This window comes from Pseudoxanthomonas sp. JBR18, assembly GCF_028198165.1.
Taxonomy (GTDB): domain Bacteria; phylum Pseudomonadota; class Gammaproteobacteria; order Xanthomonadales; family Xanthomonadaceae; genus Pseudoxanthomonas_A.
In genome coordinates this window covers 974,284-987,792 of the sequence record NZ_CP116339.1, presented here as the reverse complement: position 1 = coordinate 987,792, position 13,509 = coordinate 974,284, and the positions used below count along the sequence as shown (strand labels likewise).

Genomic DNA, 13,509 nt, shown 5'->3' with positions numbered 1-13,509 from the left:
GCGGGCACACAGCGGCAAGCCCCAATCATAGCGCGCTTCGGCGCGCCGTGAAGGTGCCGCATAATGCCAGGGATGACCGCGCGTCCTGTTCAGCCAACCAGCCCCGCCGAACGTGAGCGACAACTGCTGTTGCGGCTGGCAGTCGGGCCGGTGTCTGGCGACCTGCTGGCGCAGGAGACCGGATTGACCCGCGCGGCGATCTGGAAGCGGGTCCAGTCCCTGCGCGAAGCCGGCGTGGCCATCGCCGGAAGTGCCGGCCAGGGCTATGTGCTGGAGCAGCCCCTGGACCTGCTGGAGCCCGCGCGAATCACCGCGTCGCTTCCGTCGCCCGTGCGTGCCGAGATCGCGTCGCTGGAAGTGGCCTGGTCGCTGGATTCCACCAACAGCGAGCTATTGCGACGGCCCGCGCCGAGCCAGGGCTGCCTGGTGCTGCTGGCCGAGCGCCAGACCGGCGGGCGGGGGCGTCGCGGGAGGACCTGGACCTCGCCACTGGCCGCCCATGTCTATCTGTCGGTGGCGCGCAGCTTCGGTGGCGGGCTGGCCCGCCTGGGCGGGCTGAGCCTGGTCGCCGGTGTGGCCGTCGCCGAGGCATTGCGCGGGCTGGGCGTGGAGGGCATCGGGCTGAAGTGGCCCAATGACCTGCTTGTGGCCGAGCGCAAGCTCGGCGGCCTGCTGGTGGAGGGCGGTGGCGAGGCCGGTGGCCCGGTCCGGGCGGTCGTCGGGATCGGATTGAACGTCAACATGCCCGTCGTCCAGGGGACGGCGATCGACCAGCCATGGATCGACCTGGCGCAAGCGCTGCCCGCGCGTCCGCCACGCGACCGGGTGGTGGCTCAGGTGCTGGAGGCGCTGCTGCCGGCCTTGGCGCTGTTCGACGCGCAGGGCCTGGCACCGTTCCTGCCGCGTTATGCCGCGCTCGATGCCCTGCGCGGGCGGCGCGTGGTGGTGTACCAGGCACAGGGCGACATCACCGGCACCGCGGAGGGCATCGGCGAGGACGGTGCGCTGCGCCTGCGGGTCGGGCGCGAGCTGCGTGCGGTCCATGCCGGGGAGGTCAGTGTGCGGCCGGCGCGCGCATGAGCACCGATCGCGCGCGCTGGGTGTTCGATCTGGGCAATACGCGGCTCAAGTGCGCGCCGCTCCAGGCCGATGGCCGCCGTGGTCCGGTCCTGGCCCTGGGTCACGCCGATGACGCCGGCTTCGAGGCGCTGGCCGCCGCGCTGCCTGCGCAGGGGCTGTCGGCCAGCATCGCCAGCGTGGCCTCGCCGGCGCTGACCGCCCGCCTACTGGATCTGCTGCAGGCGCGCTTCCGGCTGGTGTCCTTCGCGCGCAGCCAAGCGCGGTTGGGCGATCTGCAGGTCGCCTATCCGGATCCGTCGCGCCTGGGCGTGGATCGCTTTCTGGCGCTGCTGGGAGCGCTTGGCCAGGGGCCGGGGCCCTGGCTGGTGGCCGGGGTCGGGACGGCGCTGACGATCGATCTGCTCGATGCGCGGGGACGGCACCTGGGCGGGCGCATCGCGCCGTCGCCACAGCTGATGCGCCAGGCCCTGCACGGCGCCGCCAGGCAGCTGCCGGCGGAAGGGGGAGACTTCGACGAGTTCGCGCGTGACACCCAGGATGCGCTGGCCTCTGGCTGCGACGGGGCCGCCGCGGCCCTGATCGAGCGCAGCCTGGCCCAGGCCGAGCGGATGCTGGGTGCGCGTCCGGGACTGCTGCTGCACGGCGGCGGCATCGCCTCGCTGCTCGCGTTGTTGCCGGAGGCGCGCCGCGCCGACAGCCTGGTGCTCGATGGGCTGGCGGTGTGGGCGCGCGGGCAGGCGTCCACGCTGACGCCGGTGGCCCGATAGAATCCGGCCCCATGCTGATCCGCGCCCTGATCGTCCTGCTGGTCTTTCTCAATCTGGGTGTGGCCGGCTGGTGGCTGAGCCGCCCTGCGCAGACCGAGCCGCCGACGAAACCGCCACAGGCAGTCGCCCAGCTGGAACTGGTGGCGCCCTCCGCGGCATTGCCCTTGCCGGAGCCGGCCATCGCGCCGCCCACGCCGTCGGCGACCGAGACGCAGGAGCCCGTCCCGGCACCTTCGATGCCATCCCCGGCGCCGACCACATCGTCCGAATCCGTGGCAGCGCCGCCAGCGGCGGCGCCGCCGAGCCCGGCCCAGGCATCAGTGCCGCCGCCCAGTCCGACAGCGGCCGAGATCTGCCTTGCGCTGGGACCGTTCGACAGCGCCGAGGCCGCGCGGGCCGCGCGCGGCCGCCTGCAGCAGGCCCCGCGGCGCGCGCAGGTCCGCTCCGAGCCCGCGCCAGCGCGCGCCTACAGCGTCATCCTGCCGCCACTGGCCGATCGCAGCGCCGCGCAGGCCATGGTCGAGCGCATCGCCCAGGCGGGTTTCACCGACTACATGATCATCAACACCGGCGAGACGGCCAACGGCGTGGCCCTGGGGCGTTACGGCAGCCGCGAGGCCGCGCTGCGCCGCCAGGCCGATCTGCGCAAGGCGGGCTTCAGCGCGCAGTTGCAACCGGTCGGGGAGGAAGGCGCCTCACAATGGTGGCTGGATGTCGCCCTGCCGTCAGATGCGGGCGACAGTGCCGCGGTACGCGTCCAGGCCCAGGCTTCCCGGGCCGCCACGCGCGACTGCGGGCGCATCAGCGGCTAGAATGCGGGCCCGGGCCCCGCGCCGCTTTAGCTCAGCTGGTAGAGCAACCGCCTTGTAAGCGGTAGGTCGTCCGTTCGATTCGGACAAGCGGCACCATCTTCCTGAAGCCCATCACTCAACGCCGCCGCAACCGCGGCTGACCGGCACGTGCAGGGTTCACGCAGCTTCCACGGCGTCCTCGTCAGCCTCTGCGCCAAGGTTTTCCGATGGGGAAAACCGGGAAACCACACGACTGGAGAACTCCCATGAAGCGCATGATCTGCATGCTGATGCTGTCTGCTTTTTTCGCTGGCTCGCTGGCTGCCTGCAACACCGTCAAGGGTGCTGGCCAGGACGTCCAGAAGGTGGGAGGCAAGATGGAAGACGCTGCCGACAACACCGGCGGCACCGGCACCAAGTAAGCGTGCCGACATGACCGGGGCACGCGCCGCGGTTGTCGAGAAAAGCCGGCGAAAGCCGGCTTTTCTTTGTCGCATGGAATGCACGATGGTTTGCCTGAACAGATAACGGCGCCTCCACGGCTCGCTCATGCGCACACAACGCCTCGATGGCGATGCTGGTCACGCGATTCGGCAACACCAAACCAAACGACAAGAGGTGACGTATGAACAAGGACATCATCGCCGGCAACTGGAAGCAGCTGAAGGGCAAGGCCCAGGCCAAGTGGGGCGATCTGACAGACGACGTGTTCGATGTGGCCGAAGGCAACTCCGAATATCTGGCCGGCAAGCTGCAGGAACGCTATGGCTGGGATCGCGACCGCGCCAACCGTGAGGTATCGGCGTTCGAGCGCGACTTGGATCACCGTCACTGATTTGATTCTGCGGTGACGCACTGACGACGGGCCTTCGGGCCCGTCGTCGTATGCGACCCAACATTCCATGTGCGCTCTTGCTGACGGTCGTCCGTACTCACGCGTGGGTACGGAAATAGGGAAAGGGGTCGATCGGCTGCTCGGCCGAGGCAAGCCCGAAGATGGACGATTCCACACTGCAGCGACCTAGTTCCTACGCGTGCGTAGTCCCAACAAGGTGAACCGCAGTTGGGCGGGTAAACTGCACGGCCCGATTTCCACGCGACACTAGCGCATGACCACCCGAGTCCTGACCGGCATCACCACTTCCGGCACGCCCCACCTGGGCAACTACGTGGGCGCCGTGCGTCCGGCCATCGCCGCCAGCCACGCGGCCGATGCCGAAAGCTTCTACTTCCTGGCCGACCTGCACAGCCTGATCAAGGCGCAGGATCCGGCGCGCACCCAGCGCTCGACGCTGGAGATCGCCGCGACTTGGTTGGCTGCGGGGTTGGAGCCGGACAAGGTGTGGTTCTATCGGCAGAGCGACGTCCCCGAGATCTCCGAACTGACCTGGTTCCTGACCTGCGTGGCCGGCAAGGGCATCCTCAATCGCGCGCACGCCTACAAGGCCGCGGTGGACAAGAACACCGCCGAGGGCGAGGACGCCGATGCCGGCATCACTGCCGGGTTGTTCATGTACCCGGTGCTGATGGCCGCCGACATCCTGCTCTTCAACGCGCACCAAGTGCCGGTGGGTCGCGATCAGATCCAGCACATCGAGATGGCGCGCGACTTCGGCCAGCGCTTCAATCATGTCTACGGTCGCGATTACTTCACCCTGCCCGAGGCGCTGATCGACGACCACGTGGCCACACTGCCGGGCCTGGACGGCCGCAAGATGAGCAAGAGCTACGGCAACACGATCCCGCTGTTCGCCAAGCCTGCCGAGTTGAAGAAGCTGATCTTCTCCATCCTCACCGACTCGCGCGCGCCGGGCGAGCCCAAGGACACCGAAGGCTCGCCGCTGTTCCAGCTCTACCAGGCCTTCGCCACGCCGGAAGAGACTGCCGCGTTCGCCCAGGCCTATGCCGATGGCATCGGTTGGGGCGATGCCAAACAGCAGCTGTTCGACCGTGTCGAGCGCGACATCGCGCCGCTGCGCGAGCGCTACGAAACGCTGGTCGCCAGACCGGACCGGATCGAGGAGATCCTGCGCGATGGCGCAGCGCGGCTGCGCGCCAAGTACGCCACGCCGTTCCTGCGCGAACTGCGCGAGGCGGTGGGCCTGCGCGATCTGTCGGCCGCCGCCGCCACCGCGCCCAAGGCCGTGGCCAAGGCCGCGCTGCCGGTGTTCAAGCAGTATCGAGAGGCCGACGGGCGCTTCTACTTCAAGCTCTCCGATGCGCAGGGCACTGTGCTGGTGCAGAGCCAGGGCTTCGATTCGCCGCGTGACGCCGGGCAGCTGGTCGCCGCGCTGAAGAATGCCGAGACTGCCGACCAGATGGAGACGCCGCAGATCAGCCTGTTGGTCCCGGCCGAGGTAGTGCTGGCGGCGCTGGCGGCGCTGCGCGAAGCCGCCGCCGCGTCGTAGGGCCCGGCGCGCGCTGCATCGCGCGCTCACGGCGCGCTGCCTAGACTGGAGCTTCGTCAACGCGTCTTTCGGCCCGCCATGAGCCAGCACGGCATCCATACCGTCGACACCGCCTTCCAGCGCGATCACTTCGACGCCTGTTATCTGATCGTCGAGAACGGGCGCGGGGCGTTCGTCGACTGCGGCACCAATCATTCGGTGCCGCTGCTGCTGGAGGCCATCGCGCGCGCCGGACTGACGCCAGCGGACATCGACTGGCTGCTGGTCACCCATATCCACCTGGACCATGCCGGCGGCGCGGGACTGCTGCTGCAGCACCTGCCCAATGCCAGAGCGGTCGCGCATCCGCGCGCCGCGCCCCATCTGATCGACCCCAGCCGCATCGTGGCCGGTGCCACGGCGGTCTATGGCGAGGCGGAGATCGCGCGCAGCTATGGCCAGGTGCAGCCGGTGGCGGCCGAGCGTGTGGTCGTGGCCGCCGACGGACACGTGGTCGACCACAACGGGCGCCCGCTGCTGTGTCTGGATACACCGGGCCATGCCAGGCACCACTATTGCGTGTGGGATGCACGCAGCGTCTGCTGGTTCACCGGCGACACCTTCGGCCTGTCCTATCGCGAACTCGATGGCCCGCAGGGCGCCTTCATCCTGCCGACCAGCTCGCCGGTGCAGTTCGAACCGGACGCGCTGAAGCAGTCCATTGCGCGCCTGCTGGCTTACCAGCCGCAGGGCATGTACCTGACCCATTACGGGCGTGTCGGCGAGACCTACGCGCAGGTCGAGCAACTCGCCCAGGCGCTGTACGAACAGATCAATGCGATGGCCAAGCTCGGCCAGGATTTCGAGAGCCACCCGGACCGCCACGGCAAACTGCTCGAAGGCCTGACCGCGCTCTACCAGCAGCGTGCCCGCGAGGCGCAGGTGCCGCTGGATGAGGCGCAGGTGCACGAGGCGCTGGCCATGGACATCGAACTCAACGCGCAGGGCCTGGCCTGCTGGCTGGATCGCGCTCGCCGCTGACGCCATTTCGCCCTCGCCCAGCAGGGCGTGCCGGCGATCACCGTGGGGCCCGGGCTCGACATGGTCGGGGTGAGTGCGGCAAGGCGCTGCGCGAGGCCTACTTCTCCCGCTGCTACCACCCACCCGGCGACAAGGTGACCGAGGGCTGGGATGCGGCCGGCCAGGCGCAGGACGTTGCGGTGGTCTACCACCTGGGAAGGCGCATCGCCGACAGCGACGCGTGGCCGCAGCGGGAGGCGGACTCGGAGTTCGCCGGGCGGCGCGCGGAGGTGTCCGAGCAGGAGTGAATGTGTCGGCGGCCGACACACCGGGCAAGCCTGCGCGCGGCATCCTCTGGATCACTCATGAAAGGGAGGCGGATGGATGAGAGAGCAGGAGCGCGTGCTCGGCTGGCGGGCCTGGCTGGGGTTGGAACGGCCCGCCCAACTCGCGGTTTTCGTGGTCGCAATGCTGGGCGTGGTCGCCCTGCTGGTATTCGCCTATGCCGCGCCGACTTCATGGACCCATGGGTGCCTGCTGTTGGTGACACTGCTGTGCCTCTGGAGCGCCAGCCGACTCAGCGCGAGGGGGTTCCTGGTGCATCAGCGATTGGGCGAGATCCAGCAGGCCTTCGCGCGGGGGGAGGTGCCGGCGCGTTCGCGGGCTTCAAGCGTGCTGGGGGTGCTGGGCTGCGGCCTGGCGCTGGTCAATGTGTGGGTCACCTTCCACAGCTGAGGCATGTCGGGGGCAAGGCCGGTGCGTGGCGCGTGGCTTGATCCGAATCAATGCCGCGCCGGGTTGCCGGGCGGAGGATCGCCGCAGGCCCCGGTGACTGGTGTGCGGGGGCTGCCGTCCCCCCGAGCCCAGGAGTCCTACCCATGAACCCGACCATGAAGGCCGCCGTCGTCACCGACTTCGGCCAGCCGCTGCAGATCCAGGAAGTCCCCGTGCCCAGGCCGGCCGCCGGCGAACTGCTGGTCAAGATCGAGGCCTGCGGGGTGTGCCACACCGACCTGCACGCCGCCGAAGGCGACTGGCCGGTCAAGCCCAAGCCGCCGTTCATTCCCGGTCACGAGGGCGTGGGCCACGTCGTGGCTGTCGGCGCGGGCGTCACCCACGTCAGGGAAGGCGACCGGGTCGGCATCCCGTGGCTGTATTCGGCCTGCGGCTATTGCGAGCACTGCCTGGGTGGCTGGGAAACGCTGTGCGAGTCGCAGCGCAATACCGGCTACTCGGTCAATGGCGGCTTTGCCGAGTACGCGCTGGCCGACGCCAACTACGTGGGCCATCTGCCGGCCAATATCGGCTTCGTCGAGATCGCCCCGGTGCTGTGCGCGGGGGTGACCGTCTACAAGGGACTGAAGATGACCGACACCCGCCCGGGCGACTGGGTGGTGATCTCCGGCGTCGGCGGCCTGGGTCACATGGCCGTGCAGTACGCCCGCGCCATGGGCCTGAACGTGGCGGCGGTGGATATCGACGATGCCAAGCTCGCCCTGGCCGCCGAACTGGGTGCCACGGTGACGGTCAACGCCAAGACCATCGACCCGGTGGCCTACCTGAGGAAGGAGATCGGCGGCGCCCACGGTGCGCTGGTCACCGCGGTCTCGCCGGTGGCGTTCCGCCAGGCGCTGGGCATGGTCCGGCGCGGGGGCACCGTGGCGCTCAATGGCCTGCCGCCGGGCGAGTTTTCGCTGTCGATCTTCGACATGGTGCTGGAAGGCATCACCGTGCGCGGCTCCATCGTGGGGACCCGACTGGACCTGCAGGAGTCGCTGGCCTTCGCCGCGGATGGCAAGGTCAAGGCCACCGTGGCCACCGATCGGCTGGAGAACATCAACCAGGTGTTCGCCAGGATGCACGCCGGCCAGATCGAGGGCCGGATCGTGCTGGACATGGCCAGCTGAGGGGCGCGGGTGGTGGCGGCCTCAGGCGCCCAGCGACTGCCCGCCATCCACCGCCAGGACCTGGCCGGTGATCCAACGCGCCGCGGGCGAGACCAGGAACACCGCGGCCTCGGCCACGTCTTCCACCGTGCCGAACGCACCGAACGGGATGCTGTCTCGGATGCGCGCGTACAACGCCGGCTCGGTGCTCCTGCGCTGGTCCCATAGACCGTCGGGAAACTCGATGGAGCCCGGCGCGAGGGCGTTGACCCGGATCTTTTCGCGCGCCAGCTCGGTGGCCAGGGTCACGGTGTAGTAGTTCAGCGCGGCCTTGGCGGTGGAGTAGGCGGCCGCACGCGGGGTGGGCACCGTGCCGTTGATCGAGGAGATGTTGAGAATGGCCGGCGCGGCACTGCGGCGCAGGTGCGGCAGGGCGGCGCGGTTGGTGCGCACGGCGGCCATCAGGTCCACGTCGAAGCCGGCGGCCCAGCTGGCATCGTCGCTGCCGTTGCCATAGCCGGAGGCGTTGTTGACCACCACGTCGATGCCGCCCAGCGCCGTGGCGGCTGCCTCCACCCAGGCGTGGATCTGGTCCGGATCGGACAGGTCGCAGGGCAGGGCGTGGACGGCGCGGCCGTGGCCGCTGAGGCGGGCCACGGCCTCGCGCAGCGGCCCTTCGCTGCGGGCACAGATCGACACGTGCGCCCCCTCGCGGGCGAAGGCATCGGCCATGGCCAGGCCAATGCCGCGGCTGCCTCCGGCTACCAGGATGCGCAGGTCGTGCAGGCGGGATTCGGGCATCTGGTTGCTCCAAGGGGGGAAGGCCCCAATTATCGGCCAAGCCTTCCGTGGGAGCTGCCACGGCGGCGATGACGCTTTCCCGGGAGCGCCCTTCGCTGCCATGGCAGCTCCCACCAAGTCCCCCACAGTCGCGCCCAGCGGCGGACGGCCTCACAATGCACGGCCGTGTTCCAGGCCAACGTCATGCGCAAGACCTACCAGCTCAATCTCGAAGGCAAGCATCCGGATCGCCTGCTGGAGGCCAGCAAGCACGAGATCCGCAAGTACATCGCGCGCGAGCAGCGCAAGCCGTTGCCCGCGGGAATGGAAGTGTGGCGCTTCGATGCGCGCTTCGGTGCCGACGAAGCCAGCGCCCGGGACGTCTCCTCCGGTGAACTGATTCGCGCGATCGATACGTGGGTCGCGCAGGGCGGCACCCAGTTCTACGTCGAGGTCGTGCGCCGCGCGGACATGCGCCATGCGCCGCCCGCACCCGCGGCGCCGCGGACGGCCTCGGGCGAAATGGAGTTCGACGACGCCGACTGAGCGGCCGCGCAGCGCGGCCCCGCCTGAAGCGACGACGCCGGCCTTGTGGCCGGCGTCGTCGTGCGGCCGGCTAAGTGGGCGGGCCGCGTCAGTCGGCCAGCGCCAGGTCGTCGATCAGTACGCGCAGGAAGCGTGCGGCCTCGCCGCCGGTGCAGGCGCGATGGTCGAAGGTCACCGACAGCGGGATGACCTTGTGCGATTCGAAGCCGCCCATCACCGGCGTCATCTGGAAGCGCGCGCGCCCGGCGGCGACGATGGTCACGCACGGCGGCACCACGATCGGCGTGGCATAGCGACCGGCGAACATGCCGAAGTTGGACAGCGAGATGGTGTAGCCGGTCAGCTCGCTGGCCGGGATCGAGCGCTCCTGCACCTGGGTGCGCAGGCGGTTGACGCCCTCGCGCACGCCGCGTGCATCCAGGATGTCGGCATTGCGCAGGGCGGGCACGAACAGGCCATCGTCGGTGTCCACCGCGATGCCCACGTCCACGTGCGGGTGCAGGGTGCGGGTCAGCGCCTGGCCGTCGAACCAGGCGTTCATCGCCGGCACCGCACGACAGGCGGCGACGATGCCGCGCACCAGGCGCGCGGTGAGGTCATTGCCTGGCGACCAGGCCTGGATGTCGGCATCGTCGTTGAGCGTGGTCGCCACCACCTGCGCGTGGGCATCGGCCATGACCCGGGCCATGTTGCGACGCACGCCCTTGAGCGGCTCGGGCTGGCCGCTGGCGCTGCTGCCCGGAGGCGAGGTGCGCATCGGCTTGCCGCTGGCCGACACGGCGGTGCGCGCGCGGTCGGGTGCCGAAACGGGGGCCGGGGAGGACGCGGGCCTGGCGGCGGGTGCGGCCGGGCCGCGACCGACTTTGGCCGAGCCGTCGGCCGCGGCCTGCTTCACGTCGGCCATGGTCACCACGCCCTCGGCGCCGGTGGCGCGCACGCGGGTCAGGTCCACACCCAGCTTGCGCGCCATCGCGCGCACCGCCGGCATCGCCTTGACCCCGCCCACGGCGACGGCGGACTCGCTCTGCACCGCATCGGAGGACTGCATCGCGCCAACCACCGTACCGGCGTCGTCGCGCTCGTGGTCGAAGCTCTCCACGGCGGGCGTCGGCGCGGGCGCGGGCTTGGCCGGCGCGGCCGCCTTCGGCTGACCGTGGTGATGGCCGGTGTCCTGGCCTTCCGCGCGCTGCGGCAGGCTGGGGTCGGGCGCGAACTGGGCCAGCATCGCGCCGGTCACCACCACCTCGCCAGCGGCGCCGGCCAGCTTGAGCACCTTGCCCGAGACCGGCGAAGGCACTTCGACCACGGCCTTGGCCGTCTCCATCGACACCAGCGGTTCGTCCAGGCGCACCACGTCGCCTTCTTTCACGAACCACTCCACGATGGTGGCATCGGGCAGGCCCTCGCCCAGGTCGGGGAGGTGGAAGGTCTTGCTTTCGCTCATGGTTGGGTCCTGCTGATGTGACGGGGACCAGCCACGTTGTCGTGTCCGGCCGCCAGGTGGTTGTGCGAAGCGTAGTGGGCGAACCACGGTTCGCCCGAGGCTGGTTGCCTGTCCAAGCCGCGCGCGGCCGGCTGGCGGCCGGACACGGCAACCCGGAGGGCCGCGCTTGAGTGCGCGCGGTGCGGCGTCATCACTCGGTCATTGATCGGCATAAATTCCTTCGTTCTTCCTTGCTCCACGCGCACTCAAGTGCGGCGTGGCAGGTCCCCATCGCATCAGCAGGACCCATTCTCTTGAATGAGTTCGATCGAACGCGCGGGAATCCAGCCGCTGCGTCCCTGTGCATCGTGCGCCCACCACCAGCCGGCGTGTTCGCGCTCCAGCGTGATCACATCGCCCGGGTCGGCCTCCAGTTCGCGCGTGTCGTACGCCTGCTGCGCGGTGGCGATGCCGGCATCGTCGATGCGAAACACGTTGGCCGGCATCCAGCCGCCCAGGCCCTGGGCCAGCGTGGCCCAGACGAAGTCGGGCCATTCGTGGTCGTGGTCGCCCAGGATCACGGTTTCGCCCTGGGCCACGCGCACCGCCTCGCGGTCGGGTGCGCGATGCCGGGCGATCACGCGCGCACGTGGCATCTCAGCCCCGTGCAAGCGTGCGCTTGGCCGCGTCGACCACGCGCTGCGCGCTGGGCATGTACTTCATTTCCAACCGGAACAGCGGCATGTGCGTGTCCGGGCCGGTGACGCGTTCGACCGGCGCCAGCAGGTCGTACATGCATTCCTCGGCCAGGCGCGCGGCGATCTCCGCGCCGAAACCCGCCGTACGCGGGGCCTCGTGCACGATCACGCAGCGCCCGGTCTTTGCCACCGATTCGGCGATGGTGTTGAAGTCCAGCGGGGTCAGCGTGGCCACGTCGATGACCTCGGCGCTGATGCCCTCGGCGGCCAGCGCGTCGGCGGCTTCCAGGGCTTCCTTGACCTGCGCGCCCCAGCTCACCAGGGTCACGTCGCTGCCGTCACGCAAGACGAAGCACACGTCCAGCGGCAGCGCCTCGCCGTCATCGGGCACCCGTTCCTTGTACTGGCGATAGATGCGCTTGGGCTCCATGTAAATCACCGGATCCGGCTCGCGGATCGCCGCCAAAAGTAGGCCATAGGCGCGCTGCGGCGAAGACGGCATCACCACGCGCAGGCCGGGCACGTTGGTGAAGATCGATTCGTTGGCCTCGGAGTGATGCTCCGGCGCGCGGATGCCACCGCCCCACGGCACGCGCAGCACCATCGGGCAGGTCAGGCGGCCACGCGTGCGATAGCGCAGGCGCGCGGCGTGGCAGACCAGGTGGTCGACCATCGGATAGACGAAGCCGTCGAACTGGGCCTCGGCGATGGGCTTCATGCCTTGCGCGGCCATGCCGACGGTCAGGCCGGCGATGGTGGTCTCGTCCAGCGGCGTATCCAGCACGCGCTGGGGGCCGAAGCGCTTCTGCAGGCCGGCGGTGGCGCGGAACACGCCGCCGTTGACGCCCACATCCTCGCCCAGCACGACCACGGTCGGATCGTGCGAGATCTCCCAGGCCAGCGCCTGGGTGATGGCTTCGATCAGGGTGATCGGCGCGGCGGTCGGGGTTTCGGTCGCGGGCATGGCGTGCGCTTCGCCGACGGCCTCGTGTGCCGGCGCGGGCTTGTGGTCATCCATGGCGCTGCTCCCGGGCAATGGCCTCGTCGCGCTGCCGGAGCAGCTCCGGTGGCGGATCGGCGTAGAGGTAGTCGAACATCGCTTCGACCGGTTGCACCGGCGTGGCCAGGTAGGCGTTGACCTCCTCGTCGATGCGCTGGCCGCATTCGGTCTTCCAGGCGGCTTCCTGTTCCTCGCTCCACAGGCCCTGCGCGGTCAGCCACGTGCGCATGCGCGGGATGGGGTCTCGCTCCCAGGCGGCCTTCACTTCGGCATCGTCGCGGTAGCGGCGCGCATCGTCGGCGGTGGTGTGGTCGGACAGGCGATAGGTGACGAATTCCAGTACCGTGCCGCCCTGGCCGCTACGCGCGCGCTGCATGGCCTGATCCATCGCGTCGAGCACGGCGATCAGGTCGTTGCCGTCCACCTGCAGGCAGAACAGGCCGCCGGCCAGGCCCTTCTGGGCCAGGGTCTGCGCGCCGGTCTGCGCCGAACGCGGCACCGAGATGGCCCAGCCGTTGTTGACCACGCCCAGGATCAGCGGCAACTGGTAGGCGCCGGCCGAGTTGAGCGCGGCATAGAAATCGGTCTTGGACGAGCCCCCGTCGCCGCAGGTGCTCACCGCCACCCGGTCTTCGCCGCGCAGCTTGAACGCCAGGGCCGCGCCGGCCGCATGCAGGCACTGGGTGGAGATCGGCACCGACCAGGAGAAATCGTTGCGCGGCACCTCGAAGTCGTTGCCGCGCTCGTCACCGCCCCAGTACAGCAGCACCTCGCGCGGCTTCACCCCACGCATGAACTGCGCGCCGTACTCGCGATAGCTGGGCGCGAAGACATCTTCCGGCCGCATCGCCGCGCCGATGCCCACGTGCGTGGCCTCGTGGCCCAGGCACGAGGCATAAGTGCCCAGCTTGCCAGTGCGCTGCAGGGCGATGGACTTGGTGTCGAAGACGCGGACGAACAGCATCTGCTTGAACAGTTCAACCAGCCGGCCGGTGTCCTTGGCCAGTTCGGGCAGGGGCCGCCCGTTGGAGGTGCCGTCCGGGTTGAGGTATTGCAGGTATTCGATCTGGAAACTGGCTGCCAGGGTCATGGCATCGTCGGTGTTGCGCAAAGAGGACTTCATCATAGCCC

The 13,509-nt window shown here is 69.6% G+C and carries 16 protein-coding genes and 1 tRNA gene; 12 read left to right on the top strand and 5 right to left on the bottom strand.

Annotated elements, in window-relative coordinates; translation table 11 throughout:
• Positions 1–72 precede the first annotated feature (72 nt).
• The 11 genes from birA (at position 73) to adhP (ending at position 7,952) form a co-directional block, all read left to right on the top strand.
• Positions 73–1,080 carry a bifunctional biotin--[acetyl-CoA-carboxylase] ligase/biotin operon repressor BirA gene (gene birA, locus PJ250_RS04645; RefSeq protein WP_271647376.1) on the top strand — a complete coding sequence of 336 codons (1,008 nt, stop codon included), beginning with the start codon at positions 73–75 and terminating at the stop codon, positions 1,078–1,080.
• Positions 1,077–1,847, top strand: coding sequence for a type III pantothenate kinase (locus PJ250_RS04640; RefSeq protein WP_271647375.1), 771 nt, complete (start codon positions 1,077–1,079; stop codon positions 1,845–1,847). The genes birA and PJ250_RS04640 overlap by 4 nt, the downstream gene beginning before the upstream one ends.
• Positions 1,848–1,858: 11 nt before the next feature.
• Positions 1,859–2,659, top strand: a complete 801-nt coding sequence (locus tag PJ250_RS04635; protein ID WP_271647374.1) for an SPOR domain-containing protein — start codon at positions 1,859–1,861, stop codon at positions 2,657–2,659.
• A gap of 20 nt (positions 2,660–2,679) precedes the next feature.
• A tRNA-Thr gene (locus PJ250_RS04630) sits at positions 2,680–2,755 on the top strand.
• 149 nt (positions 2,756–2,904) lie between these two features.
• On the top strand, positions 2,905–3,060 hold the full coding sequence (locus tag PJ250_RS04625) for an entericidin A/B family lipoprotein (protein WP_271647373.1): 156 nt from the start codon (positions 2,905–2,907) through the stop codon (positions 3,058–3,060).
• Between the two features lie 203 nt (positions 3,061–3,263).
• Positions 3,264–3,473, top strand: coding sequence for a CsbD family protein (locus PJ250_RS04620; protein WP_271647372.1), 210 nt, complete (start codon positions 3,264–3,266; stop codon positions 3,471–3,473).
• 274 nt (positions 3,474–3,747) lie between these two features.
• Positions 3,748–5,046 (top strand): tryptophan--tRNA ligase, encoded by a 1,299-nt coding sequence (locus PJ250_RS04615; protein ID WP_271647371.1) that lies wholly within the window; start codon positions 3,748–3,750, stop codon positions 5,044–5,046.
• A gap of 78 nt (positions 5,047–5,124) precedes the next feature.
• Complete coding sequence (locus PJ250_RS04610; RefSeq protein WP_271647370.1) at positions 5,125–6,066, top strand: MBL fold metallo-hydrolase; 942 nt, start codon at positions 5,125–5,127, stop codon at positions 6,064–6,066.
• A 134-nt stretch (positions 6,067–6,200) separates the two neighbouring features.
• Positions 6,201–6,353: a hypothetical protein gene (locus tag PJ250_RS04605; RefSeq protein ID WP_271647369.1), complete on the top strand. Its 153-nt coding sequence runs from the start codon at positions 6,201–6,203 to the stop codon at positions 6,351–6,353.
• 76 nt (positions 6,354–6,429) lie between these two features.
• Positions 6,430–6,780, top strand: coding sequence for a hypothetical protein (locus PJ250_RS04600; protein WP_271647368.1), 351 nt, complete (start codon positions 6,430–6,432; stop codon positions 6,778–6,780).
• Between the two features lie 143 nt (positions 6,781–6,923).
• Positions 6,924–7,952 (top strand): alcohol dehydrogenase AdhP, encoded by a 1,029-nt coding sequence (gene adhP, locus PJ250_RS04595; protein WP_271647367.1) that lies wholly within the window; start codon positions 6,924–6,926, stop codon positions 7,950–7,952.
• 21 nt (positions 7,953–7,973) lie between these two features.
• Here the strand turns inward: adhP and PJ250_RS04590 are convergent, their stop codons facing one another.
• Positions 7,974–8,732 carry an SDR family NAD(P)-dependent oxidoreductase gene (locus tag PJ250_RS04590; protein ID WP_271647366.1) on the bottom strand — a complete coding sequence of 253 codons (759 nt, stop codon included), beginning with the start codon at positions 8,730–8,732 and terminating at the stop codon, positions 7,974–7,976.
• 183 nt (positions 8,733–8,915) lie between these two features.
• Here PJ250_RS04590 and PJ250_RS04585 point away from each other — a divergent pair, with 183 nt between their 5' ends.
• The gene (locus tag PJ250_RS04585) at positions 8,916–9,257 is read left to right on the top strand and encodes a DUF6172 family protein (RefSeq protein ID WP_271647365.1); all 342 of its coding nucleotides are present in this window, start codon (positions 8,916–8,918) and stop codon (positions 9,255–9,257) included.
• A gap of 88 nt (positions 9,258–9,345) precedes the next feature.
• On the opposite strand, the gene PJ250_RS04580 is transcribed toward PJ250_RS04585, so the two are convergent.
• The 4 genes from PJ250_RS04580 to pdhA form a co-directional block, all read right to left on the bottom strand.
• Positions 9,346–10,701 (bottom strand): dihydrolipoamide acetyltransferase family protein, encoded by a 1,356-nt coding sequence (locus PJ250_RS04580; RefSeq protein ID WP_271647364.1) that lies wholly within the window; start codon positions 10,699–10,701, stop codon positions 9,346–9,348.
• 275 nt (positions 10,702–10,976) lie between these two features.
• Positions 10,977–11,336, bottom strand: a complete 360-nt coding sequence (locus tag PJ250_RS04575; RefSeq protein ID WP_271647363.1) for an SH3 domain-containing protein — start codon at positions 11,334–11,336, stop codon at positions 10,977–10,979.
• 1 nt (position 11,337) lies between these two features.
• On the bottom strand, positions 11,338–12,342 hold the full coding sequence (locus PJ250_RS04570; protein WP_271648528.1) for an alpha-ketoacid dehydrogenase subunit beta: 1,005 nt from the start codon (positions 12,340–12,342) through the stop codon (positions 11,338–11,340).
• Between the two features lie 46 nt (positions 12,343–12,388).
• Entirely contained in the window at positions 12,389–13,468 is a 1,080-nt protein-coding gene (pdhA, locus tag PJ250_RS04565) for a pyruvate dehydrogenase (acetyl-transferring) E1 component subunit alpha (protein ID WP_271648526.1), read from the bottom strand.
• Between the last annotated feature and the right edge of the window lie 41 nt (positions 13,469–13,509).